Here is a 26254-nt window from a genome sequence, read left to right as displayed (position 1 = left end):
TGCATCATCGTACTTATCAATTCAGAGCCAGATACGTGCCAGTACAGGCACATTGGCTGCAAGACCTCTAGGCATCTGCGACACCATCGTCGCCACCCACGAAAGGAATCGAAACGATGCCTTCGCGTCGCTTCGCGCACAAAGAGCAGGCCATTCTGCGCACGCTCACCCAAGGTCTTCACGTCGGCTCACGACGAACATGGACGGATCTCCCCGCCCGATACTCGGTCGTCATCGCACGGCCTACGGCGAGTGTCTTTACGATCCTCACGTTCCGACACGGGGTGTGGGTTGGTCGACGAAAGTTGGATACGCTAACCGTGCTCGTCGACCGACGAGGCCACTTCTTCCCCATCGATATCGAGCCTCACGGCTACGAATCCGAGCTTCGCCAAAAGCTGGAGGCTCTGCGACCTTGGACGCCCGCGAGGGTTGCGGAAGAACAGGAGGGACGTCGCGTGCTCGCGGGCCGGTGGCTCGCGAGGATTGCCCGTCGGCACCCGCTGGGCGCCGTTCACGCCTCGCCGGTGAGAGCATGAAATCCGGCAAATACGAAGTGCGCAGCGGCGTCAGTGCGCCCGCGACTACACGGCCGGGCACCTCGAAGTCGGGCCGGACCCTCGCGCTCGATGCGCCGGGCGCCGACCTGATGGTGCGCATGCTTCAAAGGCGCATCCGACGCAATCAACGCTCCCTCGCGGATGCCGCGCGCAAGATCGCCGCGGCCGCCACGCAGTTGGCCGACGCCATCGAACGAACAGGCTCGTGGGGCTGTGCACTCACCGACTGGCAGCTCGCCGAACGCTGGCTTCCGGAAATCGAGCGCTCCGCGACCGAGATCGCGTGCGCCGGCGATCTGCTCTTGCTGGTCCAAGGAGCTCTCTCGACCCCGGCCCCGCGTCCGGCCGCAGCCTCCCTTGAGACGGCCCCATCGCCCGACCCCAGGGGGCCATCGGGCATCACGGTGCCATGGGTGCATCCCCCTCAGCGCCCGTCCGTTTCGCGCATTGTGGTGACGTGGTCCCCGACGGCGCAGGCCGAGGCGCGCGCCATTCGATCGAATGCGGGCCGCGTGCCCCATCTCAAGAAAGGAACCGAACCGTGAACATCACATCCCAAACGCTGACGCAGATCATGGCCGCCGTCGAAGGACACTGCGGGCCCGGCACCATTCGGCCCATGGGTCGAGGGTCCGCCCTCGCGACCGAAGCCCTACGCACCGGCTCGCTGGCGCTCGACCTGGCGACCGGCATCGATGGCTACCCGGTTGGAAGAGTCATCGAGCTCTTTGGGCCTGAAGGAAGTGGCAAGACGACGCTCGCATTGCACGCCATGGCCGAGGTGCAAAGGAGCGGCGGTACATGCGCGTTCATCGACGCAGACCATACCCTCAATCTGGATTACGCGCGCGGCATCGGCGTCGCACCGGGTGAAGCGCTCATTGCGCAACCGGACACGGCCGAGAGCGCGTTCGAGATCATCGAGTTGCTGGCGCGCTCGGGGCGCGTCCCACTCATCGTGGTGGATTCGGTCGGCGGGCTCGTATCCACGGACGAACTCGATGGAGGCGACGACGACCGTGCTCGCGGCCGCGTGTTCGCCAAGGCCCTCCGAAAGCTCACGGCCGTGGCCCACCGGACCCGCACCACGCTGCTCTTTCTGAACCCCATGCAGCCCGAGCGTCCCGCCCGCGCGCCGTTCGCGCCGGCCGTGGGCGTCAATGCCCTCAAGTTTTACACGTCCATGCGTGTCTGGCTCCGGCGCGTCGGCGACGTGCGCCGCGGCGATCAGCTGCTCGGGGCGCAGGTGCACGCCACCGTGGTGAAGAACAAGCACGCAGCCCCCTTCGCCACAGCGGAGTTCGAGATCCGGTGGGGCGAGGGTGTCGACCGCCTAGGAGAGCTCTTCGACCTCGGCGCACGGCTCGACGTTCTACGTTGCGCCGGTAAGCACCTCTCGTTCGGCGAGGTCCCCTTGGGGCACAGCCGCGTCCATGTGCGCGAAACCCTCGGTGCCTCGCCTACCCTCGAGGCGGAAATCCGAGAAGCGATCGTCACGGCGGCACGGGAACACGGAGGTTGCCTATGACGCTCCGACTCCAGCCGTTTGCCGGGGACGACGCGCGGATCCTCGGGACGCTCACGCGCGATCTTCGCGAGGTGGGGTCCGCGCAACTGATCGCCAACCTAAACGGCAATGTCACGGTCTTCGTCGAGCGGATTCGGGAGTCGATCTTCGTCCTCGCGCGGTCGATCACGACCCCGACGGGTTCGAAGCCCATCGAGAAGCTTGTGTTCTGCAGGAACGCGCACGGGGAATTGTTTCCCGTCGACCACGTCGTGTTCGGGCCCAACGGGGACATCCTTCCGCGGTCAACCGAGGACGCACCGGGCGTGCAATCCGCCGAGGATGTCCATCGCGGCCATCACCTCGCCGCCGCCTCCTTACTCCGAGCTGTCGAGCGCGAGCAAAGCGTCTTTTTCAAAGCGCGCGAACCTGTTGGGGCGCCTCGCCCAGCCCTAGAACCTTTCGAGGGTTGACCCGTCTTCGACGAAAGAGGTAACCGCATATGAAAACGGCATGTTTCAAATACGAAGGACCGGGACGGATCAGCATCGCGCGATCGACCCGCGGCGTGCCGAAGGGCTTCCGCCACTTTCACCGCCTTGCCCCGGGTCCGTGGTTCAACGAGGTCAGCGAGCAGGAATACCGTGCGCTCTTCGACCGCGACATGCTCGGGCGGCTGGATCCCCAAGCCACGTGGGATGCTCTGCACGCCCTCGTGGCGCCGCACGAGCCCATTCTCCTCTGCTGGGAAAAGCCGCCCCTCACCACCGAGAATTGGTGCCACCGTCGCATCGTCGCGGAGTGGTTCGAGAAGCACCTGGGCGTCAAGGTGCCGGAGCTCGGGAGCGAGCCCCAGGGCGTGGCCGTGGGCGAGTCGCTCACGCTGCCATTCGGCGACAGCGCGCCTCAACGCCGGACCTAGTTCGGAATCCAAGCCCGCAACGGCCCAGCGCCCGTCGGCGCAAATATCAAACTAGCGCGCTAATCAACTGGTTTATTCGTGGTAATCGGCTAAGATTTATCTTCTAAACACGGCCCAAACGGTTTTCAGGTCTTCACCGGATCTTGGGAATCGCCAGGCTCCCGTCATGGCCGCCAGCACGCTGGGTCTTCGCGTGCCTTCGAGCGCACCACTTCCGGCGTGTAGGTCGTCCGCGACGATCGAGAACCGGCGAACGAAGCATTGGAGCGGCTACGGGCTTCGCACCCGCCACGCGACGGGAAGTTCGCGCGTGTGACTGACACTCGCCGCATAGGCAGTTCTGAACCAGCAACCATTCAATTTCAGCAAGACAAAGGAGAGCAACCATGTCCGACGAAGTCGAAAGCATGATGTACGTTGGCGAGACCCCTTGGCATGGCCTCGGCGTCTCATGCGAGTCCGCCCCCACGGTCGAGGAGGCTATCAAGAAGTCAGGGCTGGATTGGGAGGTCGAAGCCAGGCACCTGATCACGCACACGGGTGAAAAGGCGCGGCATCGCGGCATCTACCGCACGAGCGACGGCGCGAAGCTTGGCGAGGTAGGGCCGAAATACAAGCCGCTCCAGAACCGTGAGGCATTCGAGGCGTTCCAGCCCTTTCTCGACACGGGCAAGGCGGTTTTGGAGACCGCGGGCAGCCTGCGCGGAGGAAGCCTCATCTGGGTGCTCGCGCGCCTTCTCGGTGATCCGCTCACGATCGTGCCCAAGGCGGATGACATCGTTCGAAAGTTCATACTCCTTGCGCACGGGCACCAGCAAGGCCGCTCGGTCAAATGGGGATTCGTCCCCATTCGGGTCGTGTGCGCCAATACCCTTGGTGCTGCCCTTTCGGCCGAGGCGAGTCGCCTTCTGCGCATTCCGCACAAGGGCGATGTCGTGGGCGCGCTCAAACGCATGCCCGAGATCATGAACCTTGCCGATCAGACGTTCGAGGTCTCCGCCGAGCAGTATCGGTTCCTTGCGAGCAAGGGCGTTCGGGAGAAAGACCTGCTGAAGTACGTCCGCGCCGCCTTTGCGGGAGGGGACCCAGACGACGGATCGGACGAAGGCGGCGGGCTCGGCGGAGAAGGTGGTGCGGCACCCGGTGGGGATGCTCCCCCCGGCGCACCGCCCGCGCCCCTCATCCCTTCGGCGGAGGCCAAGCGATATTGGTTGGGCGAGCAGATTCGGCGCCTGTTTGAGACGGGGCGCGGCAATGACCGGCCCGGCGTGCGCGGGACATGGTGGGCGCTCGTGAACGGCGCCAACGAGTATCTCGGCTACGAGATGGGCAAGAACCAGGAGAGGCGACTCGACTCGTTCTGGTTCGCCCGTGGGGCGCGCATCAACCAGCGTCTCGTGCGCATTGCGCTGCGGTTCGCGAAGAACGCGCCGTCGGCTTCGAACTGACGGTTCGCGAGCCGACGCGCTGCCCTCGGACCGGTCGAGGGCAGGCGCCGGGCCGTGAGCCGCCCGAGAAGGAGACTTGCATGAAACTCGTGACCCTGGAGGCACTGGCGAACCTCCTCGCATCCCTGCCGCCCGACGACCGCATGAACCTCGCCCACGTGCTCGAGCGCGCGTCGACCGCCAATGGCTACGCCTACGGATTCACCTTGCTCACGCCGAGCCAAAGGCCCGTGGTCGTAGAGGCCACGAAGCCCCCGCCGTCGTGCACCTGGCAACGCATCGACGCCGAGGCCTGGGCCGTTCGGAGGCTGAACGTGGAGGAGGCTTACGCGGCGCTCGACGAACTCGAGACCTTTACACGCGCCGAGGGCAAGGACTTTCTCGACGTTTCCGACCGCCGCGAGCTGCAGGCGCTGCGGGTGACCCTCGCGGCGCACACGAAGACCACGCCGCTCTTCCGCGACGAGCACCTCGCTGCCATCGCCGCCGCCGTGGACAAAGACGGCCGGTGGGTCGCCCTGCCCGCCCTCGCAACGCTCTCGAAAGCCAACTTCGAATGCGTAGAGCGTCGCCATCCGACCCGCATCTTGGGGCTCGGCCGCTTTTCCGAAGACGAGATCTCCGCCGCGATCGAGTTCACCGTGCCCCACGTACCGCACGCGCGGCAACTGCTCGAGGGACTCGCAAGCGCGCTCGGCGATCCGGACGACGACCCGGCAGACGAGCTTTGGGCCAACGTCGAGCTTCTGCGCACGCAACTCGAATGGGCCGACCCCGATGCTACGCCGCTTGGGTGATCGCCGCGGATAGGGAAACGCGTCCACGCTAAACCTCGACGCACTGGCAATTACTGGCAAATAACGGAATCGCAATATGGCATAGCCGTTATTTCGAATTAGGCTCTAATCATGAATTCAACCACGCGAGAACCCCAATTCCACATTGTCCGAACGACACTCGCGACGGCCTGTCACTGGGACCTCACCCTCGATGCACTCATCGCCAGCGGTCGGGCGCTTGGGGGCCCCTGGTCTCTCAACGTCGTGGACCCCGCCGAGGTGCAGTCCCTCGCCTCCGAAATCACGGCCGCGTGGGATCCCGACGCGTCCCTGCTCATGATCTTCGCCGACGGCCGCGCCTGCGCATGCCTGGCGGGCAGCGGCCGGGGTCGGGCTCTCCTTCACCTCGCCGACCCGCCGAGTGCCACCGGGCGAGAGGCCTTGCGCGCGGCCGGCTTCACCGTGGGGAACTCTCCAGAGCTTTGGACCATCACCCGTTCTGCGTTGCTGGCTCGCGCAAACGCGATCAGCCGTTAGGAGAATCACGAGGACCGTTATGGAGATCGATTGCAACACCGCCCGCCAGATGATGCGCCACCTCGTCTCGGGCTGCATCGAGGGCAGTGAAATCAACCACACCAAACTCGCCGAAGACGCGACGTCCGAGCTCGACCTCTGCGAGGACCACCTGCGCTACGTCATCCCGGAGGATGTCTTCGGGCTCACGCTCGAATTCGAGGTCGACGTCGAGGCGCCCGGCGGCTGGTCCTGGATGGGGCCGGGTAACCGGTGAGCGCCGTGCGTGTCCTCCATGCCATGCAGCTCGCCAATGTCGTGGTTGGCGTGCCCAGGGCCCGGTGGGACCGGGCCTTCAACGTACTCGCTGCGCTCTCCACGGCCAACGTCTTCGCCTACCGCTTCGAGCGCAACGATCGGAAGGCGCTCCCGGTCACGGTGGCCGAGCTCGAGGCCGCCGTCGGGCGCTGCCGGCCGCTGGTGCTAGAGCAGGGCAACCGCACTTTGGATGGGGTCGAGGAATGGACCACGACGAGCGACGGCCACCCCTTCTTGCACGCGCGGCGCGCGCGCGAGGTCTCCATGCTGCGGTGGGCGTTTGCGCGCATGCAGCGCACGAAGGTCCGCCTCAGCGCGCGCGAACTCGCGTGGATCGCGCGCGCCGCCACGTCCGATAGCCCAGGGCTCATGGACAGACTTGCGGCCCTATCCCGGGCCAACGTCGCGGCCTTGCAGAAGGCGCGCATCCGGGGCGTGCGGTGGGATGCCGCCGCGCACGCCGCGCCCGAGGCGATCTTCGCGGCTTTGCGGCACGTCGAGGCGGACGCCTTGTTCGCCCACTTCCTGCTCGACGTCTTCCGCGCCAACGTGTGCGAGGTCGACGTGGACGCCGTCGAAGCTTTCCGCGCGCTGCTTCCTCCGCGCGAGTCGGTCCACACGCCGGCGCCGCCGGAGTTCGAGGCTACCCCGATGACCATGGCCTCGAGCGAAGAGAGCAACCCCGCTTAGAGAGGCCTCGAAACGGTTGGAGGCGCCTCGAGTTCCGCCCCGATCGCCCCGAGCTCCGTCTGATTCGGACACGAGCACGAAGCACCCCCTTCCCCTCGCAGGAACCGAGAACGGTCAAACGGGCGATTCGGTCGCCGCCCCCGTTCGCGAGGGGATTTTTGGGATCGAGGGGCGGACCTTCTGCATTTTTTCAGTCGGGCACGACGCGTTCATTCGATAGCAACCAGCTCCCCAACATGAAATTGAACAGCGCGTCCGCGAGGAGGTACCTTCATGAGCAACAACGAACTTCCGCAAGAGACACAGTCGCCGGTGGCGACCAGCCCACACGATGATCGTGTGAGCGCCGAGGAGACTTCCCCCGCAGTCGGCGTCGACGTGCCCGCGGAGAGCACAGTCGCGGAATGTGTGTCCCGCGAGACCTCGGGGGCGGCCATCCTCAATGCCTACGAGCGCAAGCGGGCGGTCCGCATCGAGCGCCTGCGGCAGCGGGCCGACCGACGCGAGGCAGAAGCTCAAGTCGCCCACGCGCGGGCGCACACCATCCTCGATGGAATCCCGGCTGGGCAGCCAATTCTTGTAGGACACCACTCGGAGAAACGCCACCGACGCGACCTTGCACGCGCCGACAACGGACTGCGAAAAGCCTACGAATTGGACAAGCAGGCGAAGCACCTCCGACGGCGAGCGGACAGCGCCGAGGACAATCGGGCGATCTTTTCGGACGATCCCGACGCGTTACCCAAACTCCGGGAACGTGTGCTCGAGCTTGAGCGAGCCCACGCCCTCATGGTCAAGGGAAACCGCATCATCCGATGCAGCACCTCGCCGGTCGCCGACCTTCGCGCCCTCGGCTTTTCGGTCCACGAGATTGCACGCGCCATCGCTCCGGACCCTATGGGGAACAAGGGATTCTCCTTGAGTCACTCGAGCGCGAATATTCGCAGGCTCCGCAAGCGCATCGCCGAGCTCGAGGCGCAGGCCGAACGAGGACCGCGTCCGCCGGTGAGAGGCGATGGCGCGCAGGTCGAGGAAGACGACAATCGGGTGCGGATCTACTTCGACGCAAAACCCGACGAGGCCATGCGCAAGCGGCTTCGCCGCGAAGGATTCATCTACTCGCCCACGGTCGGCGCGTGGCAGCGCCATGCCTCCGCGCTCGCCTGGGACAAGGCCCTGCGCCTCGTCGGGCTGGACCCGTATTCCATCGCCTGCCAACGGGTGGACGGGGCATCCGCCGGCCCATCGACCGATGCCTCGAATCCGAACGTCGACGCAGGTGCCGCGTCCGATTCCGCCGATGACCGCGGTACATCCGAATAGTGCGGAACTAGAGATTGTCCCGATGAACAGCGCGCCGCACCTCGCTCGATATCAGCCGAGCGTTATCAACATTGGAATAGAAATTACGCGCCGTTCACGCGGGGATTCCGCGGTTCGAGGGGCGGACCTTTCGCATTAAATTTCGGAGGCGAAGGGCTATTTCATGGCTTAGGCCGGTAGGTGGATTAGGTTTTATCTCATGAACAATGAGATTCATGCACTCACCGCAGCGGCTGCTCCCCCATTGGCGAGCCCGAGCCCGCTCTCGGCCGAGCAACGGCACCTTCGCCACCTGGAGAAGCAGGTCCATCGAGAGTACGAGACGCTCCTCATCCGCGTGGAGGGGCTCGCGCGGCAGCTCTCCCGGCTGGCGGCGAGCCTCCAAACGCATGGTGTGCAATGGCGCGTCGCCAGCGACGGCGCCGTGCGCGGGCAAGGCCTGGACATCGACCTCGCGTGCGCCCGCTTTTCGGCCTCTCTTGACGCGCTCGCAAGTTTCCGAGCGGAGTTCATCGACGAGGGCTAGTGCCTTGGCTCCGCTCCGCTACGGGCTGCGAGCGGGAGGAGCCCGGCGGGGGCCGAGCTCACAGCGCGCGCATTCCCAGCTGCCACTGGCCCCAGGGGTGGCCCAAGCCGCTCGAGATCGGGGCCATAAGGCCCTTTATTGAACCAAGCGCCCGAGTGCGGCGGAATGAAGATTCGAGCTTCGGCACGTTCGAACCCTGGAACAGAAATCGCGCGCCGTGCGTGATGGGATATCGCGGTTTGCGGGGCGAACCTTTCGCATTTTATTTGGGCGGGCGAAGAGCTTATTTTGTGGTTTAGGTGGGTATATGGGTTAAGTTCTATTCATGAATAAGCCCATGAGCGACACCAAACTTGTAAATGGCATTAACCAGGAAGATACGGACCAAGTGCCGACCACGCACCGATTGGTTTGTTTTCAGCTCAAACACGATTTCTACAACGGTCTTGTGTCGCTCCGGGAGGATTACTCCGTGACACTCGAGGCGAGCGGCTGCAGCGAAGTTGACTACGTCTATGTCAACGGCTATGGCCCCCCGGTCGCGACGGTTGCCCCCGACGGCACCGTGTCCATTCTGCGTAAGGGGCCACTGGCGGACCGCCAAAGCCCCCGCATCGTAGCGGCGTGAGGGGCGAGCTGGAGCTCCGATTTCGTTATCGCCGTATCGGCGGCGTAGCCAACGATGGACGTTTTGCCACCTGGGGCGGGCACCTCCGTCCGACCGAGCCGCGGGGCGCCCTGGGGCGCTCGCCTTGGTCCAAAGACCCTCTACGCGGAAGTCGTGCATCACGCGCATCGCGCGGCTGCGGCCTCGCCACGAATTGAACTCTCCACCGTAGGCGGCGTGCAACGGGTCATGAGGCGGCCCGGTCCCTGCCCCCTCTTCGAAGGGGCCGCGGAGCGAGCAGCGCCCTACCTCGTCGAGTATCGGTGAGCTTCTTCCCAATGGAAGATACTGGGTCCGTGGGGAATCCAAATTAAATGTCGAATGGGGCTATTTCACTGGCCTGGGTAGGTAGGTGAATTAGGTTCAATTCATCAACAAGAGGATGAATCCCGTGAAGAATGAATTCGGTGAAGAGGCCCCCATGTTTGCACCCGGCACCTGGGATTACATGTTGGAGGAGGAAGCGGGGGCGGCCCCCGAGAAGGGCGCGGAGGAAGAGGCCGCGGAGCGCGGGGAATGGCAGGAATTCCAGTTGAACGAAATCCGGAAGAACCTCGAGGACGAGGGGTACCTGGAGAGCGCCGAGGCGCACAACTTAGTCATTGTCCCGTGGGTGTACCCGAGCGGGGATGTCCCGAGCTACGAGCTCATCTTCTTCGCAAAGGGCGGCCTGAAGGGCCAAACCATGGCCGAAGCCGTGAAGGAGTACGCGGACGTGCTCGAGCGCGCGCGGCCCGCCGGCGAGACGTGGAACATCGAGCAGGATGTATTCGGTGCGGAAATCGGTCGCGTGCGGGTTACCGGCGGGAACCTGGAGCGCATCGAGAGCGTGGTGAACGAGGCGGTGGTCGCGCACCTCGAGGCGAGCCAGGCCTGAGTGCGGCGCACGAGGCGCGCATGAGCCTTGGCGCTGGCGCGGCCCATGGAGGGCGCGCAGGCGGTTGCCCGCGAATCCCTTCCGTCGGAGGGCAGGCCGAAAGGCATGAACGGACGCGCGAGCTGAGGGCGTATGCGGGGCGTACGGGCGAACGCGGGCCGCGGGTCCCCCATCTCCCTGCCCCCTCCCCGGTCGAGACGCAGGGCGCGTAGAGCGCTCGCCTCGGCCGCAAGACGGCGTTGAGGCCGGGCCCACTTCGGTCGGCGTGCGCATTGGTGCGCGGCGCAGTCCTCGGGGGCGCAGGGTCTCTTCCGAGAACAGGAACGAGTCGAAATGAGCTTTCTTCGGTGCGCGGGCACGGACCACGAGCCGCGCGCGGTGCGCAGGCTGGTCAATGGTTGGTATTGGCACTCGGCGTCCGAGCCGCCGCACGCCGTTGTCGCCTTCGCGGCGGCGTGCCGGTGCGGCTGGCAAAGTCCGGTGGAGCGCACGGGGACGCACGCCGACGCCGCGTCGGTTTTTGCCGAATGGTGCGAAGGGCATCTGCGACCGCTCGTCCAGCCGTTCGCCGCGCACGCGGCGGCCCTCGAGCCGGCCGCCTTGTCGGTGGCGCTGAAGCTCGCGCTCCCCGGCGATGCGGACGGCGCGCGCGCCTTCGTGGACGCGGTCGCGCTCGCGGCCCTCTCCGCCGCCATCGAGCGGACGCTTGAGGGGCGGATTAAGGAGCTGCTCGAAGCGGGGTTGCCGTGGCGGACCGTGGCGGCCGCCCTGGAGGTGGACGAGGAAGCAGCGCGTGCGAGGTTCGAGCCTACCCGCCGCGAGGACAATGCCGCGGCGGACCGCCGAAACGAACCGGAGGGTCCGCGCTCGAATTTCATTTGAATTATGGGTACTTTGATATGGCCCAGGCCGGTATGTGGATTAGGTTATATCGCATGAACAATGAACTTCCCGCTCAATCCCAATTCGCCAATCCGTCCGCGAAGGCAAGCCAGCTCACGCCCGAACAAAAGCACCTGCGCCGCCTCAAGCTGGCGGTCGAATCCAACCACGAAGTGCTCTACGCCCGGGTCCGGACGCTCGCGCGGCAGATGACGAAGCTTGCTGCGGACCTGGAAGAGTTCGGGCTGGAGGCCGTCGTGAACCGCTTGGGCGAAGTGCAAGGCCAGGGGGTCTCGGTCGACCTTTCGTGCGCCACGTTCGTCGCGGCCCGCGAGGCGCTCTCCCACTTCAAAGACGACGTCATCGACGCGTAGGAGGGAATCATGCACAAGGCTATCGAGAGCTGCGGAGCCGTAAGCGAGTCCGAGTTTGCGGCATTCGTGGGCTTCGCCCTTTCCGAGAGCGAGACGGAGGAGGGAGAGCGCCCGCGTGTCCGCACCTTCGAGCAAGCCGGGCTTCTCACATTGAACAAGGGCCGCGTGGCCCGCGTCGGCTCGCAGGAGTGTCAGGTCACCATCGTGACGCGTCGCTAGCCCTGGGGCCGAACGGAAGCCCCGTCATCGCCATCATCCACCAGGAGAAAACCATGTTCATTGCGCTCAACTTTTTCGAAGCGCTTCAGCACTACGAGGAAGCCGGTCTGCAGGCCATCGAGCTCGAGCTCGCCCACACGCTCGCGTACCGCGAGGCCATCGAGGCGGCCGAGGGCAAGACGGCGGAAATCCGCAAAGCCAAAGCCGATGAGGCCACGGCCATCCAGCTGGCCGAACTTCGGCGGGCCCAGCTCAAAGAGCGCGCCCACTTTCAAGTGGTCCTCCACTACCGGGGTCAGGGCGCGCCGGAGAAGCCCGCCTTCCTCCAGCCCGATGCGTGAGCCCCTTGGCCGGACGTGGGCCGCGGGGCCGGTATGGCACCCACCGAGAAGGTCGAATCCTCTGCGGAACTCGGCCTCAAACGGTGCCGAGCCAATTCTGATGTAATGGGAGCACGCCTGACGAGAAGGTGCGGGTTCGAGTCCCGCGGATTGGCCTCTCGAGAGCAACACCGCACGGGCGGCGGCGCCTCGTGCAGGCGCCGACCTTGGGTCGCGAGCGCGTCGCGCTTTAATTCGAATATCGGTACTTTGATATGGCACGGGTCGGCATGGGGATTAGGTTCTCTTCATGAACAAGACGCTGAACTTCGAAGTTGAAATCGACCTCGCCAACGTGAACGACGTCGCGGCATTCATGAAACGTCCGGTGCTCTCCGGCCTGCTCACCGTGGACGAATCTGAGCCTCAGACCCTTTGGGTATGCGCCAGCGACATGGACCATGCACGCGCAATCGTCGAACAACACCTTCGAGGTACGCGAGCTGAGATCAACTGCATCCGTTGTGCCAGCGAGGTGGACGAACGTAGGCCTCATGGACGGTGAACGTGGAGATCTGATGACGAGGACGGTCCTTGGCATGGACGAGAGTCCCGTCGGTAGCCGGTTTGCGGTGGCTGCACCATGCCCAAAGTGCGGCGCGAAGGGGCTCGATGTGGTGGAGCGGTTTGCCGCGGCGGACCCTACGACGTGCAGCCTGGCGGGCGTGGGGATGAAGGTCACGGCCAAGCGGTACTGGACATGGGCATGCGCCACGTGCGGCGGCCACGGTCGTGCGCATCCGCCGGCTGGAGCCTGAGACATCGAGGCTGCGCGCGAGGTCCACCGCCCTCCGGCATGCGCGGCCGGTGTCGCCGCGAGCCCCTACCTTTCCGACCGAGCCGCGGGGCGCCCTGGGGCGCTCGCCTTGGTCCATAGACCCTCGACGCGGACGTCGTGCGCCCCGCGCATCGCGCGCCCGCAAACGGACGCACGGCAGCAAAGGGCCGGAGCCAATAGGGTTCGCGCCGAAGGAAGGAGAAGAAAACCTATGACGCAACTTCAATACGCGGGCGCCGTGCATGAATGGCGCGAGGTCCGCCTGCTCAACGATGGCCGGTATTGGGAGTACAACGGGCAGCCGGGAGAGGTGCCGGAGCGCTTCGCGGCGATCGTGGGCTCCTGCAGCTGCGGTTGGCAGAGCGTGAAGGAGGCCCCTCCGAACGCCAAAGGCCAGTCCGACGCGCAGGCCGAATGGTGCGACGAGCACGTTCGGCCCCTTCTCCTACCCCTCGCCCGTCGCCAAGCCACGTTCCGGAACCCGCCCATCGCGCAGAGCCTCCTCCGCGGCGAGGTTCGTCGGTTTCCGGCCGGGATCCCCGACGCGGAGTACCTCGTCGGCCTGGTGGCACTCTCGACGGCGGTTCAGGAGCTCGAAGGCTGGATCGACGGGCACGTACACAAGCTGCGTGAAGCCCGCGTCGAGTGGCCGGCGATTGCCGCGGCCTTGGGTGTCAGCGAGGCGGCGGCGAAAGAGGCATTCGGCGGAGGCGCAGAGCCGAAGGGTCGTTCCAATAAGAGGAATGATAAATAATTGGATTGGCGCGGCAGCCGCGGCACCTCAAATTAATTTGGATTTGGGTGCTTTGATATGGTCCAGATCGGTACATTGGTTAGGATATATTCATGGATAAGGCGATAATCTCCACCAACCCGGCCCATGCGGCACAGACGTTCATCGTCTTCGAGCGCTTCGCAAAGTGGCAGGGGTTCTGGGGGCCGCTCTTTCGCATCGGGGCGTGTGAGCACCAGGACGACATTCGCAGCATCGCGGCGGTGGCGCGAACCCTCGCGGCCCAGGCCGAGCTGGCGGTGCCCGACGGCAAGGATTGGGTGGTCGATGTCGACGTGCCCCATGCGGACGTCGCGCGGGTGACGATTCACCTCGGCAACACGGACGATTACGAGGAGGCGTGCGCGATTTTTGATGCGCTCCTCGGGGCTTCCCCCAAGGACGTGCCGAAAGCCCCCTCCAAGGCGCTCTGCGCGAACCTCGGGCACTCCGAGAGCGGGGTCCTCGAGCCCGAGCTGCTGCTCTCGGCGCACGAGATGGGGCGCCGCGAGGTGCTCGCCGCCGCCCACCTCGTCGCCCTCGAGGTCGAGCGTGCGACGCCAAGGCAGGAAGGCTGGCGCGTCTTCACCCGCGAACTCTGCGAGGGCCGCGCCGTGGTCTACCTCGAGCTTCGCCGTCGCGGCGATGGCGCCGAGGCCGCGCGCGCGATGTCGGTCCTGCGAGCGGTCGCGCGCCAGTAATTTATCGGCAACTTCGGCGAGCTTCGGGCCCGCCCAGCATCACGGCATCACCAAGGGGAGAAAGTAATGATTCATCCGTTCGAGGTCCGCATGCGGACCCTGCAGGGCGTCATGCGCCAGCAAGGCCTCTTTCAAATTTGGTCGGAGGCGCTCGCGTTCGCCCGCTCGCTCGTCCGCGAGTGCGAAAAGCGCGTGGAGATCGTCGACCTGCTCGCCGGCCGCCGCGAGGGAGACGAAAGCGACCACGGCGTCCTGTGGCGCGGCACACCCAAGGCAGGCGGCGGGTGCGTCGAGCAGCACGTGCGACCCGAAAGCCGCGTGGATTCAAAGGAGGAGGAAGTGCAAAAGGACTTCGAAGTTCGCACCGGGCGCGGCAAGCTTGCCTTGCCCAACCTCCGCATGGCCCATCGGTGCGCCTGCCACCTTGCGCGGCGGCAGCACACCATCATCGTGGACCTTCAGCTCGAGAATTTGCCGGACGACGACGGGATCATCTGGGATTCGTCTGAGCCGGTCTGCGCGCGGCCGCAAATGTGGTGGGCGGCGCAGAGTGGGCGCGGGCGTCCGCGCCGGGCATCGGAGCCGGTCCCGGCACGGAGGGTCTTCAGCGACTGGCTCAAGGCGCTGCTCTCTTGAGGGCACCATTCGCAGGTTGAGGGAGGGGTGGCCACGAATATCAATTGACCGATATGAGGTTAATTGACTGGTATCGGTCGGTATATCGGTTAGGTTTTATTCAAGAAAGCAGCCTCACCCGCACCCTGCCCTAGGCCAGCAATATAGAATGCGTGCGAATGGCCGGATCGTTTGATCCACTTGGCTTGTTTCCGCTTTCCATCATGGGGCCTGGATGATCCGCGTCCCGCAAGCGATGCAGGCCAGCGGCCGCCGTCGAGCGGGGTACTGAGCGCCGGGGGCAACGAGGATCCCGCGCGTTCGAAGAACTCGGCGTTCTGGACGCCTATACGTCAACGTGACCGCGCCCTGCGCGCGGCAGGAGGTTTCCAATGGACATCGACCGCGAGGCCGTCATGAGGGTGATGCGGCGCAGTCTCGCCCGGTGCATCGACCGCAGGACGAGTGAAATCGATCACACGCGGCTGGCCGAGGTCGCGGCCGAGAAGCTCGAGCTCTACGAGGATGACGACGGAACGATCCCCGAGGAGCTCTTCGCCATCGCCGCCGAATTCGATCAAACCACGGCGGAAGCCGCCGGCTTCCTTGCGCGCGCAACGGGAGCTTCATGGCGCCGCTGACGGCCAGCCCGCCGCCTCCCACTCCGCGTGGCCGCACATTCGAGCGCCGGCTTCGGATGCGCGAGCGCGAGCACCTTCGGGAGAGGACCCTGTCCACCGCCCAGGGCGACACGTTCCAACTGGCGATGTCGCCCTGGACGCGCCAGGGCAGCGCATCGGGGTGCCTCGTGGCCGCGGGACGCGACGGCCGCATCTTCGCTGCCTTCACGCTTTGGGAGTACTGGCACGGCGCCCGAAGGAAACTTGCCCTCATCGCCGGTGTCCCAGACTGGGCGGTCACCCAGGCCGTCCTCGAGCATCTTCGCGCCCGTCTGGGATAGCCCTCGCGCGGGCAGCCCATGCAGGGAAATGAGGACATGAGGCCCCGAGAGCGCGGACCAGCGGGGGCGGTCACCACGCAAAGCCGAGAACCCGACGAATATCAATTGAGCGTTATCGGGGTTATTGAACTAGCATATGCCGGTATATAAGTCAGGTTCTATTCATGAACAACGAACTCACCAACAACGAATCCACCAACGTCCTTCTCAAGCGCGCCGTGTACGACGTCGAACAGAAGCACGCGGTGCTCGTGGGCGACCTCCGCGAGTTCGCCAAACTCATCTCGGAAACGGCGGACCGTCTCGAGGACAAAGGCGTAGACGCCGACGTCAATCCCGATGGGATCGTGCAGGGCCGCGGGGCGGCGATTGACGTCGCGTGTGCGCGCTTCATGGACGCGCGTCGCCATCTCGGGCTCGTCCGGCGCGCGACGAGCGGCTGACCGAATCCGCGATTTGAACCTATCGCCATGGCACTTCCCAGTGTCGCTATTAGGATATCGATATGCACAGCGAACTACTTGATCCGGTGACCGAAACGGACCTTGAAGCGTTCATGGCCGAAGCCCTCGGGAAAGCCGAGACCGCTCGTGGGGAAACCCTCGATCTCGTCGAGACGTTCGGTTGGATGGGCGTGGGCCAAGGAGCAAGGGGACTTGTGATCAAGGTCGGAGGCGCCGAGTTCCACGTCACCATTCAGAAGGTCCCGTAGCCGAGGGTCGGCGGGTTTCGCCCTGCGCGCCCCGCGCACGGGCCGCCGTCGTTGCGCATAGTACCACTGGGTATGGCCGACGCCAGCGTTGGAAGATTCCGGAATTGCATCGGCTACTTCGCGGAAGTGGTCCTCGACGTCGACACCGCCGACGCGCGGCAGGACATCGTGTTCGAGTGCTCTGGCAAAGGCCTTCGCCTCAAGGGTACATCGAGGATGTTCCCGCCACGGGATACGATGACTGGCGCAATGGTGCCCGTGCCGGAATCGTGTTCGCCCTCGGGGCCGTGGGTGCCACCTCTCGCGTGACGGTTCGTCGGATATCGGGTTTCAGCACGGATACCAACCCGACAATGGTCGCGGTGGCGGCCGCCCTTGCGGTTTGGCGGGGCCTCGGTCTTTCGCCTCTTGCGGAACCGTTGGAGCGCCTCGAGCGCGTGATGCTCTCCAGTTGGCAGCGTTCCCACAACGAGATCCCCGTCTTCGCCTAGCGCGTTCGGAAAGCGTGAGAGAAGGCCGGATCGGGCGTCGACGCCCCATCCCCTTCGTTCGAAATTGGCTCGGTCGAGCAGGCATCGCCCAGCCCATGGCGGCTTGAGCTGCTCAGAGCGCCCCTTTTTTAAGTCGCAACATTCGCAATGAATGCGAAAGGCGCCGCTGACGTACTCATCAGCAATAGGTATTCGGCCATATCAGCAAAGGACTGGTGATCAGATGAGCGCTGCCCTCGCCTTTGAGCTTCATCGCCGGCAAGCGGAAGCCGCGCATCTGCGCGAAGAGACGCTCGAGACGGTGAACGGAGAGCGGTTTCAAGTCGCGGCAAGCCCGTGGTGCGAGACGAAGTACGCCCGCGCCTGTCATGTGGCCGTGGGCTTCGAGGGCCGCATCTTTGCCGTGTATTCGCTCTGGCACTCGAGACTCGGGCCGGAACGACGGCTTTCGGTCGTCGCAGGAGACCCCGATTACGACGTCACCCGCGAGGTCCTAAAGCGCTTTCGCGCTCGGCTCGGGCGGGGTGGCATTCGGCAGGATGCCGCATCAAGCGGCGTCGCGTCCAATTCGGTTTGACGCGCTGGACGCGGCAAAATAAGGCTTCAGCGGGGCTATTGATATGGCACGGGCCGGTATACGTATTAGGTTATCTCTATGAACAAGACGGTGAATGAGCTCAATCAATACCACGTCGCCAACGGGTACGAGATCGAGCTCGCCCTCGATGACGACCCGGATATGAGCTTGGCGGAGTTTCTATCGGGTTGTTTTACGTTCCAGGCTCCCGACCGCGGCGCCGGATTGAGCCAGGCCGCGAAACGAGCCCACGCACCTCAGGTCTCCGTGCTTTTCGAGAACGGCATTCGGATCATCGAGTTCACGATGTGCCGCGTTTTGGGCCGCGGCTATGTCCCCGATCCCATCGAAATGGCCGCGGCGGAAACCCGCACCGCCTGGTTCGTGGGTGAACGGCATCGTGAAGGGCGTGCCCAGCGAGCTCGCTGAGAGACTCGCGCACCGAGTGTTTTAGCGCGTCGGTCGCGTAGTTGCCGACGTTGCCATCGAACAGGCCCCGCCGCGAGCCTTCCTTCGCGGCACCATCCGAGGCCCCCATCCGGGCCGCTGGGAGACTAGGAAGACCTCTCGCCCCGCCAACCGGCGGGCCTCGATGACCGTCCAGGCTTCGTAGAGCCCCGCTGCGCGCCGGCGTGCCTCTCGCCGGACGCATAAGAACTGCTGGCCGGTCGCCACCACGGAGGCGGCGCCGTGCCCTTGCAGACAGGAGAAACAGGAATGGCCGCACAAGGCATCTGCATTCGGGTCCTCCTCCTTCCCGTCGACGGCGCGGTGCGCATCGAGGAGCTCCGTGAGCGCTCGGACCTTCTCCGCCTCATGGTGCTCATGGGGGGCCACCTCGAGCGGCTTGGCCGGATTGGGTCCGGCCTGGAGATCTGGCGCAATCCCCATGCGGTGAGGCAGCGGCGAGACTGGAACGGGCATACCCCCGAGGAGTTCCTCGAGTTCCAGGACGCGTTGCTCATCGGTCCCCTTCTCTTGGTGCGCCTGGCCCCCGGGCAGAAGGTCGTCTCCCTCACCGACGAGGACGAGCGGACTTGGCTCGGCATCCGCATCGAGGAGGCGGTGTCATGGGCGTCGTGATGGTCAGCCGAGGGTTTCTCGCCAATGTCGTGATGGCCCTTCCCTCTGAGGCGCATCTTCCAGCCGCGGGCGTTTTGGCCCGTTGCTCACTCGCCAATGCCCTCGCGGTCCGGCATGAGCGGCGGGACCGCACGAAGATGCCGCATGGGACCGAGAGCATCCTCGAAGCAACGCGCTTCGTTGTCCTTCACCCGGAGGGAGCCGTCGGGGATGTCGAGCGGCTTGAGGGAAATACGAGGCTGGAGGACGGTAGGCGGTTTCTACATCCCGAATCGGCACGAGGCCTTCGGCTTCTCCGGCTGGCGGTCGGGCTCGCAACGGACACCGTCGTACGGCTCGGGGCAGCCGACCTGGCGAGCATCGTGGCCGTCGTTCCCCCCGAGGTCCGGGGGTATGCGGCCGACCGGCTTCAGCGAATCTCGTTCATCAACATGGAGGCACGGACCGAGCAAATCCAGGCGCGTGGGGTCCGCACCGACGAGGAGCAGCGCCTCTGCACGTCCCCGGAGATCCTGGCCGCGGCGGAAGGGCTGCCCGCGGATCCGGTGCTCGCCGAATGGGTCGCTTGGTTGCTCGGCCGCAACACCCTCGGCCGAAGCCATCGACGCGTGGGGGCCGCCTTCACATCGGACACGCTCGGAGAAATTCGCGACCTTCTCGTCCAAAGCGAGAACGGCGCGAAGCTGCCCCTGGGAGCGTACCTGCCCCCCGGCGAGCCCGAATACGACGCAGCGTCCGTCGCCATCGCCCTGGTGCGCGAGGCAGCACGGAGCCGGTCGGTGGAGGAGCGGCTGCAGACGAAGGGGATCGGGCTCGATACCCCCCAGGTGGCCCGCGAGATCCGTCGGGAGATCGGCGAGGCGGTGGCCTCCGGGAAGCTGCCCCGCGCCCGGTACTCTGTCCGAGCCCGTGTGAACACGACCCACGCGGCCATCACCGTGACGGCGACGAACCTCCCCTTCGACGTGCTCTTGCGCGAGGCCTTCGTGGTGCGCGAGGGGGACGCGGACCTTACGTTCGACCGAAGGAACTACGTCACGAAGTACACGACGCAGGCGCTGCTCGTGCTCAACAAGCTCAACGCCATCGTGGACGGCTACCACTGGGACTCGTCCGATTTGGAATCGGACGGTCACAACGCGCGGTTCTCATGGTCCGTAACGGTCGAGGAGAATGCCACGGCGTGGGCCACCTTCACGGCGGCGAAGGTCGCGCAAGCGAGGGCAGAGGCCGAGCCCCTGGAGGATGGCCCGATCGATCAGGACGAGCCCACCGCGACCGCGTGAACGCCGTGCCGTGCGGCGTCGCTACTTGGAGCGGGACGCCGGGGAGGCGGCAGATGCCCTTGTCGCCGTCGGCGCGGGCACTGGGCCACTCGAGCGAACCCCACGAAGCAGGGCCTCCTCGGGCCACCTCGGGTCGGGCTCCGGGATCGCGCCGGCGGGAACCGCGCCAGCCACGCCGGCCCGCATCGGCGCGCCCTGCGGTGCGACGACGTGGAGAGCTCGGTAGTAGCAGCCGGCCTGAATGGGAGCGCGGGCATCGCGAACGAGCACACCTGGGTCGTAGTAGCCACATTCGAGGCGCTGGAGCATCACATCGCTGCCGAGGTCCATGGTCGTCGTCCCCGTCGCGACCGAGGGCACCTCCACCTGCGCAAGCGTCTTGCTGCCCGTCCGCGCGCCAACGACGTGCCGCACGCGCTGAAGAATGTCGCCGGGTGGGACCGCGTCTTGCGTACTGCCCGTCTTTGCATAGCGGGGCCAGTCGTACCGAAATGACTGCACGGTCCCGTCGTTCAAGAACGTGACGATCACTTTGGAGCCGGCTCCGACCACGGGAATGCCGTCGATCTCCCGGCGGAAGACAATCCGGTTCGCCAGGATCGTCGTCGGCAGCGCCGTACCGTCAGCGCGCATGCCGCCCTGCTGTTGGGTGGACGTGGCGTCGACGAGGAGGCTCTCGCCCGACCCGAGGGTGATGACGTCCGCCAAATGCGCCGCGATGAACGCCCGCGCCCGCGCCTCGAGGTCGAGCGGGGCCATGGCCACCGCAGGGTCGGTGCCTTGCGCGCGTAGGCGGGTCGTGGCGCCCTCGTCGACGAACTCCGCCGCCGATCCATCCGCGAACACGTCGAGGTGCCACCCCTGGCCCGCGGCGCGCGTGCGACCGGGTTGTGCGGCTTGGGTGCTCGCGGACACGCCGAGCCGAGTGAGCAGCCCCCGAAGGGCAGCGTCCGGGCCAGGCCCGCCGTCGCGTACAAGGACGGGCACCGAGCTGACGGCCATGCCCGAGGTGAGTGATCGCGCCGCCAACGCATCGGAGTGCGGCGAGGGACTCGCCATGGCGATCGCGCCGAACAACGTCGTGATTGCGACGGGAACAACGAAGCCTCGCGGTTTCATCATTGTCAATTCCAGGTGGTCCAGCAGAGAGCGCCGACGTCGCCATCGCGAATCGGGCTTCGCGTAATCAGGTTGTCGAGAACGGTGGTGTCCTGGCGCGTGAAGCATTCGAGGGGGTCGCCCGGTGAACGGTTCCATCCGCCCGTGGACAGAACGGCCGGCGTGTTGGCGTTGTCGGCGTAAAACGTCGCCTCGAGCCACGCCTGGCCAATAGGCTCCCCATTACGCATGCGGTTCGCGAAGTCGGCGCCTTGCCCGGGGTGCCCACTCCAAATGAGGTGATGGCCCCCGAGCGTCAGGATGAGCCCACCGGCGAAAATGGTTTTCCACCGCTCGAGGACGTAGGCATCCACGCGGTGCGTGTCGCAGGCGCCCGTGACGAACACCATGTTTTGGCGACCGCTGGCGCCAAGGCGCATGTATTGCGACCGGGCGTAGGTTCGTTTGTCCCACATCGCCCACCGCGCTTCGAGGCGTTGGTCGCCGTTGTCGATTCCGCCGTGGGTTAGGGTGTAAAATAAGTCGACCGAATCGACGTAGCCGCACGACCAACCGCAGGTGTCTTCATCCTGGAAAGCGGGCTGGGCGCCGTGCAGATTGTAATAGAACTTCACGGGGCTGGCCGGCGCGATCCCACTGTTGAAGCTCTCGCATTGCCTCCACGTGTCGGGAACCGTCGGTTCCCATTCGGCGGGATAGTCCTCTTGGCATCGGGTCCCGACCTGCACGGCGCTCGCGGCGCGTGGTGCCTCGAGGGCTTTGCGGCTCGCTCGGGCGTCTTCGTGGGTGCTATCCGGCGGGGGGCCGGCCCAGCACGCGCCGATCGCCAGGAGTCCCGGCAGAAAGAGAATTTGCGCGCACGTCGCACTGCTCAACATGCCGTTTGCCTTTCGGGAATAGAGCGTTGGATTTGGACCGCACCTTTGGTGGGCTCCCGGGCGGAGTGCCTCCGCATCCCCGGTCAATGCTTGAACAATGGCTGCTGGGGCGTGGCGCGCGCACGGTCGACCGCGCACAGCAGTCGCTCCGATTCGACGGCCATCCGGTCGAGCTCTTGAATGGCTTTCGGGAGTCGCGACTCGGGCAGGTTGGCCCACGCGGGCCCCGAGCCGAAGAATTCCAAATGCGCTCGAAGCTCCGCGTCCACAATCCCGCGGTGCCGCCGCACGCTCTCGTGGCACGCCACAGCACGACGCTCCGAAATGAGACGCAAACGCGACAAGATTTGCGTACGGGCGCGCTGCCGCCCGATGGTGAACGTGAGGCTCCGCGCGCGCGCGTCGAGCGCCGTCTCGATGCGCTGGTCCATGCGCTCGATGGCCGCTTGAATCCGGCGATCCAGTTGCTCGAAGAGAGCCGGCAGAACCTCTGTGAGCGCTGTCGAGAACGCGACAGCCAGGGTTGCCGGCGAGCTCTCAGGGCTCGGCGCCGGCGTGCTGCGCGTGCCCCCGCCGAAGACCCGCTCGATCACGTCGGAGATCTCCAGCTGGTAGACAATGAGCTTCGGTCGCACGGCTTCTGCGACCCGATTCGCATCGATGGTCGCCAGCCACATGAGTAGGGTCCGCCGGTCCAGACAGAGCATCTGGCGCTTCTTCCCATCTTCTCCGACGGCACGGAGCAGCGGTGCGGTCGCCCATGGCTGGCTTTTGAGCTTGGTGCTCTGGGGGTTCGGCTGGAGGCCGAGCGCCCTGCACATCGGGCGGAGTGGGAACCAGACGCCGCTCACTTCGCGCACCCCTTCGAGCTCATCGCCATGAAACTTGAACTTGACGATATCCATCCGCGTCCTCTCCAACCGGACCTCTATGCGGTCCGGTTGCTCATGGCTTGCCTCCAGGCGTCATTTCCCCATCGGCGAACGACGCGAACGAGCGCGTCCTCTTCAACCGGACCTCTATGCGGTCCGGTTGCTCCCGGCGTACACGGTAGATTCATTCTTTGTCAGCTTCCGGCGACGGGGGAACGCGATGCACCACGTGCGTGGCGCCCATAAAAAGCGCGTCCTCTTCAACCGGACCTCTATGCGGTCCGGTTGCTCATGCTCTAACCGGCAGCCCATTGTCGAGGCTTTGCTTGAACCGCGTCGCGTGCGGGATCCGGTGGAGTCCCAACCGGGGCGCGACCTCCTTGGCGGCCCTTCAAACGCGCTGCCCAGACATCGCGCGGAGCTCGGCGAGGTGCCGAACGCGCGACTCCATGATTCGTAGGATGCGATCAATGGCCGCTTCATCCCCTTGGCGAGCACGCTGCCAAAGACCGAGGAGCATGGCATCGAGGCGCTCGAGCTCGAGCCGAGCGCAGTCATCGGGCTCGTCCTGCACGGCGCCGCGGAGGCCCTGCGCAACGTCCCATCGGGCTGCCAGCGGATCCGTGTAGTTGAGCTGCGTGGCAATCGCTTCGTACGAGACGCCCGCGCGTCGAAACTCGAGGGCGCGCGCGCGGCGCGCTTTGCCCTCTGAACAAGCGGGTGAGTGATGGGTGCTGGAGGACTCCATGCAAATGCTCCGCGGAAAGGAGGTGTAGGCGATTGAATGCGATTGAACCGGCGCGCACGACTATTGACGCTTACGCATTCCGTTCCGGTATGCTCACCGCCCACGCCCGTTCACGAGGAGGGGTTATGATGGCCGACGTCGAGACGCAAAAGACTCCGGAAGAGAAGATCGCATTCATCCAAAGCCTGCCCCTCGAGTTGGGCGCGTCGGAGGTTATCCAGAAGGGGAAAGACGAGGGCTATGCGTTCTCGAAGAGCTACGTCTATGGCGCGCGGGCGAAGGCCAGGAAATCGGCAGCGCACGTAAACGCCGCACCCAAGAAGGAAAAGAGTCCTGCGGCGCAGGCGAAAACCACCAAGGCGGCGCCACGCAAGCGGCGTCTCAAACGAGGAGACAAGGCGGCCTTCGTCCGAACGATGCCGAACGCGTCGCCACCGGACGTCGTCAAGGCGGCATTGGACCAAGGTATCCCCCTCACGCTGCAGACCGTCTATGCGACCCGTGGTGGGGACGCGAAGAAGAAGAAGGGCGCCCGCACCGCTCCGAAGGCCAAGAAGTCCAATGGCGCGTCAAAGGCTCTGGCGACGGTCCCCGCCAAGGCGATCGCGCAATTGGATAAGGCCGCGGAATTCGTGTTGGCCAAGGGCCAGCCCGCGGCCGGTCTTTCACCGAGCCACCTCGGTGCGGCGGTCGTCGCCTTTGTCGAGGCGGCGCTCGCGCTCCCTCCCACCACGGACGGGGTGAAGACCGCGCGCGCCGGGCTCCTCGAAGCCGTCCTCGACATCGGGCTCCTTCGGCCGGACCAAATTGTTTCGGCGATGCGGGCCAACATTGGAACGCCCCGCGGAGCACAGCACGATTAGAGCATGGGTGGCTCGGGGGGTGGTGGGGCAAGGCGGAGCAGCCTCGCCGCAAGCGCCATGCGCACGCGCGACGCCGCCCTGCCTCGGTCGCACGAGCCAGACGCGTAGCTCGCCAGGCGCTCGGCCGAGGGCCGATGGCGGCAGCGATGCAGCGATTCGCGCATGGCTGCGAGGGCCGCGCGCGTCGCGCGGGTCGGATCGAACAAGGCTGCTCCCCCACCCCATGACTGAAACAAGCCCGTAGAATGACCTGCGTCACCTTGAGCTCGCTGGTCAAATCGACTTTCGAAAAATGCGAGTGACACCAAAGTTGCCGCCGTCTGGGCTCGGCCATCGGGCCCATCGAACAACGGCTCTTCCTCCGCAACGACGTGCGCAATGGCGCGTGCTGTCTCTTCGTAGGTGTTCGCCCACGGCGCCGTCGGCTGCACGAGAAGCATCAAAACCAATATCCATTCCAAAGCGAATTCCTCCCGCAGAGCGTCAATCGTCGTCGGACTGGATGGCGTCGGGCTGGCTGTCGAGGTATCGAAGCCACCGGCGCACGGCGTGCCGAACGTGCCGCAAAAGGGCCGCGAGGCCATCGGCGGCGCCGTCCACGCTCGCCAAGAGCTCCGTCCCGATGCGAGCCATCTCCTCGACCGCGTCGGGGTGGCACATCCAATGCGGAGGTGCCCATTCGATCATCGGAGAAACGACGCACGGAACGCCCTCCGCGACAGAGTCCGCGCTCACAATATTGAATGTTTCGGACATCGATACTTGGATATTCAGATCCATGTATCCGACGGTCCTTCGGAATGCCGCCCAGTCCTCCCAAGGGTGCTCGACGAGCTTCGCCCAGTGCAAACCTTTGAACATCGCCCGTAGGGACGCCATGATGCCGCGGCCAAATTCCTCGCGATCCGTCGAGACCCAGAACTCGAGGTCCGACGCGCGGGATTTCGCCACGAGCATCGCGGCTGCCGCCGCGGTCGTGTGATTCTTCATGAGGCGCTGCGCACCCCACGAGCCAATTCGAATCAGGCGATGTTGGCTTGGGAAGTCGCGTTTTCGCGAAACGCGCTCCGTGTCGTAGAGATTGGGAAGGTAGAGGCATTTACCTTGATAGGTTCGTTCGATGAAATGCGTCAGCCGCTGGCTGTTGGCGCTGACCGTGAGGTTAAGGACGCCTTCCTGCAAAAGCAGGAGTTCCTTGATGATCGTGATCGCACCCGACTCGACCTGGAGAAATCCGAGGTTCGAGTGCGTCCGGACCAGGAAGTGCGTGTCGGGGAACTCGTGGCAGAGGGTCGCCGTCTCGGCGGCCGAAAGCCAGGGCGCCTCGATGATGCAGTGGGTAACGCCGTTGTTTTCCCAAAGGCGCTCGCGGACATGTTCGAAGGTCCAGACGCCGTAGGCGCGGGCATCGACCCCGTTGCGGCGCAGGACGCGCACCGAATGAAGCGCACCGACGCCGAGGCCAATGTGGCATTGAGGATTCTGAGCCGCACGGAAGTTGCGATAAACAATTAGTACACGGGCGTTGCCGTGACTCGGGTTCTTGAAGAACAAGGGGGAGCCCCAACTGCTCCCTCTCGCGGTAAACCCATCAACCACCGCCGCGCGGGCGGGCTAGGAAGCCCGTGCCGCCCGCGATTCAGCGCACGGCCGTGGCGATAGGAGAACGAGAAGCCCCCCTTTTGGGGCTGCCGTTCGTACTTCCGTGCCGTGAGCTCAAGGTGAGCGGGACACGACGAGGCTACGAGGGGGGAGCGTCGCCTCGTCGTGCCCTCTCACCCATAGGCGAGAAAATCCGCCTGAGGGCGGC

The 26254-nt window shown here is 65.3% G+C and carries 39 protein-coding genes; 33 read left to right on the top strand and 6 right to left on the bottom strand.

Features of this window, described 5'->3' with window-relative positions; genetic code table 11:
- Positions 1–116 precede the first annotated feature (116 nt).
- The 32 genes from LZC95_19790 to LZC95_19635 all read left to right on the top strand — a co-directional run bounded on the left by LZC95_19790 (position 117) and on the right by LZC95_19635 (position 19964).
- Positions 117–539 carry a hypothetical protein gene (locus tag LZC95_19790; protein ID WXA99051.1) on the top strand — a complete coding sequence of 141 codons (423 nt, stop codon included), beginning with the start codon at positions 117–119 and terminating at the stop codon, positions 537–539.
- Positions 536–1105: a hypothetical protein gene (locus tag LZC95_19785; GenBank protein WXA99050.1), complete on the top strand. Its 570-nt coding sequence runs from the start codon at positions 536–538 to the stop codon at positions 1103–1105. The genes LZC95_19790 and LZC95_19785 overlap by 4 nt, the downstream gene beginning before the upstream one ends.
- Positions 1102–2088: a DNA recombination/repair protein RecA gene (locus tag LZC95_19780; protein WXA99049.1), complete on the top strand. Its 987-nt coding sequence runs from the start codon at positions 1102–1104 to the stop codon at positions 2086–2088. Before LZC95_19785 ends, LZC95_19780 begins: the two co-directional genes overlap by 4 nt.
- Positions 2085–2540, top strand: a complete 456-nt coding sequence (locus LZC95_19775; protein ID WXA99048.1) for a hypothetical protein — start codon at positions 2085–2087, stop codon at positions 2538–2540. Before LZC95_19780 ends, LZC95_19775 begins: the two co-directional genes overlap by 4 nt.
- A 29-nt stretch (positions 2541–2569) precedes the next feature.
- A complete protein-coding gene (locus LZC95_19770; GenBank protein ID WXA99047.1) occupies positions 2570–2989 on the top strand; it encodes a DUF488 domain-containing protein in 420 nt (139 codons plus the stop codon).
- A 386-nt stretch (positions 2990–3375) separates the two neighbouring features.
- Positions 3376–4437 (top strand): DUF932 domain-containing protein, encoded by a 1062-nt coding sequence (locus LZC95_19765; GenBank protein ID WXA99046.1) that lies wholly within the window; start codon positions 3376–3378, stop codon positions 4435–4437.
- Between the two features lie 80 nt (positions 4438–4517).
- A complete protein-coding gene (locus LZC95_19760; protein WXA99045.1) occupies positions 4518–5234 on the top strand; it encodes a hypothetical protein in 717 nt (238 codons plus the stop codon).
- Between the two features lie 111 nt (positions 5235–5345).
- Positions 5346–5753 carry a hypothetical protein gene (locus LZC95_19755; GenBank protein WXA99044.1) on the top strand — a complete coding sequence of 136 codons (408 nt, stop codon included), beginning with the start codon at positions 5346–5348 and terminating at the stop codon, positions 5751–5753.
- A gap of 19 nt (positions 5754–5772) precedes the next feature.
- The gene (locus LZC95_19750) at positions 5773–6009 is read left to right on the top strand and encodes a hypothetical protein (GenBank protein WXA99043.1); all 237 of its coding nucleotides are present in this window, start codon (positions 5773–5775) and stop codon (positions 6007–6009) included.
- Complete coding sequence (locus tag LZC95_19745) at positions 6006–6740, top strand: hypothetical protein (GenBank protein ID WXA99042.1); 735 nt, start codon at positions 6006–6008, stop codon at positions 6738–6740. Before LZC95_19750 ends, LZC95_19745 begins: the two co-directional genes overlap by 4 nt.
- Positions 6741–7013: 273 nt before the next feature.
- Complete coding sequence (locus LZC95_19740; GenBank protein WXA99041.1) at positions 7014–8063, top strand: DUF3560 domain-containing protein; 1050 nt, start codon at positions 7014–7016, stop codon at positions 8061–8063.
- 199 nt (positions 8064–8262) lie between these two features.
- Positions 8263–8589 (top strand): hypothetical protein, encoded by a 327-nt coding sequence (locus tag LZC95_19735; GenBank protein ID WXA99040.1) that lies wholly within the window; start codon positions 8263–8265, stop codon positions 8587–8589.
- 325 nt (positions 8590–8914) lie between these two features.
- A complete protein-coding gene (locus tag LZC95_19730) occupies positions 8915–9217 on the top strand; it encodes a hypothetical protein (protein ID WXA99039.1) in 303 nt (100 codons plus the stop codon).
- A 430-nt stretch (positions 9218–9647) separates the two neighbouring features.
- On the top strand, positions 9648–10133 hold the full coding sequence (locus tag LZC95_19725; GenBank protein WXA99038.1) for a hypothetical protein: 486 nt from the start codon (positions 9648–9650) through the stop codon (positions 10131–10133).
- 333 nt (positions 10134–10466) lie between these two features.
- Positions 10467–11015 (top strand): hypothetical protein, encoded by a 549-nt coding sequence (locus LZC95_19720; protein ID WXA99037.1) that lies wholly within the window; start codon positions 10467–10469, stop codon positions 11013–11015.
- A gap of 53 nt (positions 11016–11068) precedes the next feature.
- Positions 11069–11389 carry a hypothetical protein gene (locus LZC95_19715; GenBank protein WXA99036.1) on the top strand — a complete coding sequence of 107 codons (321 nt, stop codon included), beginning with the start codon at positions 11069–11071 and terminating at the stop codon, positions 11387–11389.
- A gap of 9 nt (positions 11390–11398) precedes the next feature.
- Positions 11399–11608: a hypothetical protein gene (locus LZC95_19710; GenBank protein ID WXA99035.1), complete on the top strand. Its 210-nt coding sequence runs from the start codon at positions 11399–11401 to the stop codon at positions 11606–11608.
- A gap of 53 nt (positions 11609–11661) precedes the next feature.
- Positions 11662–11949: a hypothetical protein gene (locus LZC95_19705; protein WXA99034.1), complete on the top strand. Its 288-nt coding sequence runs from the start codon at positions 11662–11664 to the stop codon at positions 11947–11949.
- A 289-nt stretch (positions 11950–12238) separates the two neighbouring features.
- Complete coding sequence (locus LZC95_19700) at positions 12239–12493, top strand: hypothetical protein (GenBank protein WXA99033.1); 255 nt, start codon at positions 12239–12241, stop codon at positions 12491–12493.
- Positions 12494–12506: 13 nt separating this feature from the next.
- Positions 12507–12746, top strand: coding sequence for a hypothetical protein (locus LZC95_19695; GenBank protein WXA99032.1), 240 nt, complete (start codon positions 12507–12509; stop codon positions 12744–12746).
- Between the two features lie 231 nt (positions 12747–12977).
- Complete coding sequence (locus tag LZC95_19690) at positions 12978–13520, top strand: hypothetical protein (GenBank protein WXA99031.1); 543 nt, start codon at positions 12978–12980, stop codon at positions 13518–13520.
- Between the two features lie 92 nt (positions 13521–13612).
- Positions 13613–14239, top strand: coding sequence for a hypothetical protein (locus LZC95_19685; protein WXA99030.1), 627 nt, complete (start codon positions 13613–13615; stop codon positions 14237–14239).
- Positions 14240–14305: 66 nt separating this feature from the next.
- Positions 14306–14875 carry a hypothetical protein gene (locus LZC95_19680; GenBank protein WXA99029.1) on the top strand — a complete coding sequence of 190 codons (570 nt, stop codon included), beginning with the start codon at positions 14306–14308 and terminating at the stop codon, positions 14873–14875.
- A 371-nt stretch (positions 14876–15246) separates the two neighbouring features.
- Positions 15247–15495, top strand: a complete 249-nt coding sequence (locus LZC95_19675; GenBank protein ID WXA99028.1) for a hypothetical protein — start codon at positions 15247–15249, stop codon at positions 15493–15495.
- The gene (locus tag LZC95_19670) at positions 15483–15815 is read left to right on the top strand and encodes a hypothetical protein (protein WXA99027.1); all 333 of its coding nucleotides are present in this window, start codon (positions 15483–15485) and stop codon (positions 15813–15815) included. Before LZC95_19675 ends, LZC95_19670 begins: the two co-directional genes overlap by 13 nt.
- A 164-nt stretch (positions 15816–15979) precedes the next feature.
- A complete protein-coding gene (locus tag LZC95_19665; protein ID WXA99026.1) occupies positions 15980–16258 on the top strand; it encodes a hypothetical protein in 279 nt (92 codons plus the stop codon).
- 62 nt (positions 16259–16320) lie between these two features.
- A complete protein-coding gene (locus tag LZC95_19660; protein ID WXA99025.1) occupies positions 16321–16527 on the top strand; it encodes a hypothetical protein in 207 nt (68 codons plus the stop codon).
- 287 nt (positions 16528–16814) lie between these two features.
- Entirely contained in the window at positions 16815–17018 is a 204-nt protein-coding gene (locus LZC95_19655; GenBank protein WXA99024.1) for a hypothetical protein, read from the top strand.
- Between the two features lie 223 nt (positions 17019–17241).
- Positions 17242–17595, top strand: coding sequence for a hypothetical protein (locus LZC95_19650; protein ID WXA99023.1), 354 nt, complete (start codon positions 17242–17244; stop codon positions 17593–17595).
- A 78-nt stretch (positions 17596–17673) separates the two neighbouring features.
- Positions 17674–18024 carry a hypothetical protein gene (locus LZC95_19645; protein WXA99022.1) on the top strand — a complete coding sequence of 117 codons (351 nt, stop codon included), beginning with the start codon at positions 17674–17676 and terminating at the stop codon, positions 18022–18024.
- A gap of 288 nt (positions 18025–18312) precedes the next feature.
- A complete protein-coding gene (locus tag LZC95_19640) occupies positions 18313–18678 on the top strand; it encodes a hypothetical protein (protein WXA99021.1) in 366 nt (121 codons plus the stop codon).
- Positions 18666–19964 carry a hypothetical protein gene (locus LZC95_19635; GenBank protein ID WXA99020.1) on the top strand — a complete coding sequence of 433 codons (1299 nt, stop codon included), beginning with the start codon at positions 18666–18668 and terminating at the stop codon, positions 19962–19964. The genes LZC95_19640 and LZC95_19635 overlap by 13 nt, the downstream gene beginning before the upstream one ends.
- A gap of 21 nt (positions 19965–19985) precedes the next feature.
- On the opposite strand, the gene LZC95_19630 is transcribed toward LZC95_19635, so the two are convergent.
- From LZC95_19630 to LZC95_19615, 4 genes are all read right to left on the bottom strand, one after another.
- Entirely contained in the window at positions 19986–21086 is a 1101-nt protein-coding gene (locus LZC95_19630; protein ID WXA99019.1) for a hypothetical protein, read from the bottom strand.
- Between the two features lie 2 nt (positions 21087–21088).
- Positions 21089–21961, bottom strand: coding sequence for a DUF6345 domain-containing protein (locus LZC95_19625; protein ID WXA99018.1), 873 nt, complete (start codon positions 21959–21961; stop codon positions 21089–21091).
- 83 nt (positions 21962–22044) lie between these two features.
- Positions 22045–22866, bottom strand: coding sequence for a phage antirepressor N-terminal domain-containing protein (locus LZC95_19620; GenBank protein ID WXA99017.1), 822 nt, complete (start codon positions 22864–22866; stop codon positions 22045–22047).
- Positions 22867–23224: 358 nt separating this feature from the next.
- Positions 23225–23581: a hypothetical protein gene (locus LZC95_19615; GenBank protein WXA99016.1), complete on the bottom strand. Its 357-nt coding sequence runs from the start codon at positions 23579–23581 to the stop codon at positions 23225–23227.
- 125 nt (positions 23582–23706) lie between these two features.
- On the opposite strand from LZC95_19615, the gene LZC95_19610 reads away from it, so the two are divergent.
- Positions 23707–24444, top strand: a complete 738-nt coding sequence (locus LZC95_19610) for a hypothetical protein (protein WXA99015.1) — start codon at positions 23707–23709, stop codon at positions 24442–24444.
- On the opposite strand, the gene LZC95_19605 is transcribed toward LZC95_19610, so the two are convergent.
- Positions 24441–24905 carry a hypothetical protein gene (locus LZC95_19605; protein WXA99014.1) on the bottom strand — a complete coding sequence of 155 codons (465 nt, stop codon included), beginning with the start codon at positions 24903–24905 and terminating at the stop codon, positions 24441–24443. The two genes, LZC95_19610 and LZC95_19605, sit on opposite strands and share 4 nt — an antisense overlap.
- 22 nt (positions 24906–24927) lie before the next feature.
- Positions 24928–25881, bottom strand: coding sequence for a hypothetical protein (locus tag LZC95_19600; GenBank protein ID WXA99013.1), 954 nt, complete (start codon positions 25879–25881; stop codon positions 24928–24930).
- Positions 25882–26254: the final 373 nt, after the last annotated feature.

The sequence above is a fragment of the Sorangiineae bacterium MSr12523 genome (genome assembly GCA_037157775.1).
Taxonomy (GTDB): domain Bacteria; phylum Myxococcota_A; class Polyangia; order Polyangiales; family Polyangiaceae; genus Pendulispora; species Pendulispora brunnea.
This window is presented reverse-complemented; position numbering and strand designations above follow the sequence as displayed.

Excerpts from the sequence above, each read along its gene's own strand:
- LZC95_19790 (WXA99051.1), top strand. The coding sequence starts at position 117 with ATGCCTTCGCGTCGCTTCGCGCACAAAGAGCAGGCCATTCTGCGCACG.
- LZC95_19785 (WXA99050.1), top strand. The coding sequence starts at position 536 with ATGAAATCCGGCAAATACGAAGTGCGCAGCGGCGTCAGTGCGCCCGCG.
- LZC95_19775 (WXA99048.1), top strand. The coding sequence starts at position 2,085 with ATGACGCTCCGACTCCAGCCGTTTGCCGGGGACGACGCGCGGATCCTC.
- LZC95_19770 (WXA99047.1), top strand. The coding sequence starts at position 2,570 with ATGAAAACGGCATGTTTCAAATACGAAGGACCGGGACGGATCAGCATC.
- LZC95_19765 (WXA99046.1), top strand. The coding sequence starts at position 3,376 with ATGTCCGACGAAGTCGAAAGCATGATGTACGTTGGCGAGACCCCTTGG.
- LZC95_19760 (WXA99045.1), top strand. The coding sequence starts at position 4,518 with ATGAAACTCGTGACCCTGGAGGCACTGGCGAACCTCCTCGCATCCCTG.
- LZC95_19755 (WXA99044.1), top strand. The coding sequence starts at position 5,346 with ATGAATTCAACCACGCGAGAACCCCAATTCCACATTGTCCGAACGACA.
- LZC95_19750 (WXA99043.1), top strand. The coding sequence starts at position 5,773 with ATGGAGATCGATTGCAACACCGCCCGCCAGATGATGCGCCACCTCGTC.
- LZC95_19740 (WXA99041.1), top strand. The coding sequence starts at position 7,014 with ATGAGCAACAACGAACTTCCGCAAGAGACACAGTCGCCGGTGGCGACC.
- LZC95_19735 (WXA99040.1), top strand. The coding sequence starts at position 8,263 with ATGAACAATGAGATTCATGCACTCACCGCAGCGGCTGCTCCCCCATTG.
- LZC95_19730 (WXA99039.1), top strand. The coding sequence starts at position 8,915 with ATGAATAAGCCCATGAGCGACACCAAACTTGTAAATGGCATTAACCAG.
- LZC95_19720 (WXA99037.1), top strand. The coding sequence starts at position 10,467 with ATGAGCTTTCTTCGGTGCGCGGGCACGGACCACGAGCCGCGCGCGGTG.
- LZC95_19715 (WXA99036.1), top strand. The coding sequence starts at position 11,069 with ATGAACAATGAACTTCCCGCTCAATCCCAATTCGCCAATCCGTCCGCG.
- LZC95_19710 (WXA99035.1), top strand. The coding sequence starts at position 11,399 with ATGCACAAGGCTATCGAGAGCTGCGGAGCCGTAAGCGAGTCCGAGTTT.
- LZC95_19705 (WXA99034.1), top strand. The coding sequence starts at position 11,662 with ATGTTCATTGCGCTCAACTTTTTCGAAGCGCTTCAGCACTACGAGGAA.
- LZC95_19700 (WXA99033.1), top strand. The coding sequence starts at position 12,239 with ATGAACAAGACGCTGAACTTCGAAGTTGAAATCGACCTCGCCAACGTG.
- LZC95_19695 (WXA99032.1), top strand. The coding sequence starts at position 12,507 with ATGACGAGGACGGTCCTTGGCATGGACGAGAGTCCCGTCGGTAGCCGG.
- LZC95_19690 (WXA99031.1), top strand. The coding sequence starts at position 12,978 with ATGACGCAACTTCAATACGCGGGCGCCGTGCATGAATGGCGCGAGGTC.
- LZC95_19685 (WXA99030.1), top strand. The coding sequence starts at position 13,613 with ATGGATAAGGCGATAATCTCCACCAACCCGGCCCATGCGGCACAGACG.
- LZC95_19680 (WXA99029.1), top strand. The coding sequence starts at position 14,306 with ATGATTCATCCGTTCGAGGTCCGCATGCGGACCCTGCAGGGCGTCATG.
- LZC95_19675 (WXA99028.1), top strand. The coding sequence starts at position 15,247 with ATGGACATCGACCGCGAGGCCGTCATGAGGGTGATGCGGCGCAGTCTC.
- LZC95_19670 (WXA99027.1), top strand. The coding sequence starts at position 15,483 with ATGGCGCCGCTGACGGCCAGCCCGCCGCCTCCCACTCCGCGTGGCCGC.
- LZC95_19665 (WXA99026.1), top strand. The coding sequence starts at position 15,980 with ATGAACAACGAACTCACCAACAACGAATCCACCAACGTCCTTCTCAAG.
- LZC95_19660 (WXA99025.1), top strand. The coding sequence starts at position 16,321 with ATGCACAGCGAACTACTTGATCCGGTGACCGAAACGGACCTTGAAGCG.
- LZC95_19650 (WXA99023.1), top strand. The coding sequence starts at position 17,242 with ATGAGCGCTGCCCTCGCCTTTGAGCTTCATCGCCGGCAAGCGGAAGCC.
- LZC95_19645 (WXA99022.1), top strand. The coding sequence starts at position 17,674 with ATGAACAAGACGGTGAATGAGCTCAATCAATACCACGTCGCCAACGGG.
- LZC95_19640 (WXA99021.1), top strand. The coding sequence starts at position 18,313 with ATGGCCGCACAAGGCATCTGCATTCGGGTCCTCCTCCTTCCCGTCGAC.
- LZC95_19635 (WXA99020.1), top strand. The coding sequence starts at position 18,666 with ATGGGCGTCGTGATGGTCAGCCGAGGGTTTCTCGCCAATGTCGTGATG.
- LZC95_19630 (WXA99019.1), bottom strand. The coding sequence starts at position 21,086 with ATGATGAAACCGCGAGGCTTCGTTGTTCCCGTCGCAATCACGACGTTG.
- LZC95_19625 (WXA99018.1), bottom strand. The coding sequence starts at position 21,961 with ATGTTGAGCAGTGCGACGTGCGCGCAAATTCTCTTTCTGCCGGGACTC.
- LZC95_19620 (WXA99017.1), bottom strand. The coding sequence starts at position 22,866 with ATGGATATCGTCAAGTTCAAGTTTCATGGCGATGAGCTCGAAGGGGTG.
- LZC95_19615 (WXA99016.1), bottom strand. The coding sequence starts at position 23,581 with ATGGAGTCCTCCAGCACCCATCACTCACCCGCTTGTTCAGAGGGCAAA.
- LZC95_19610 (WXA99015.1), top strand. The coding sequence starts at position 23,707 with ATGATGGCCGACGTCGAGACGCAAAAGACTCCGGAAGAGAAGATCGCA.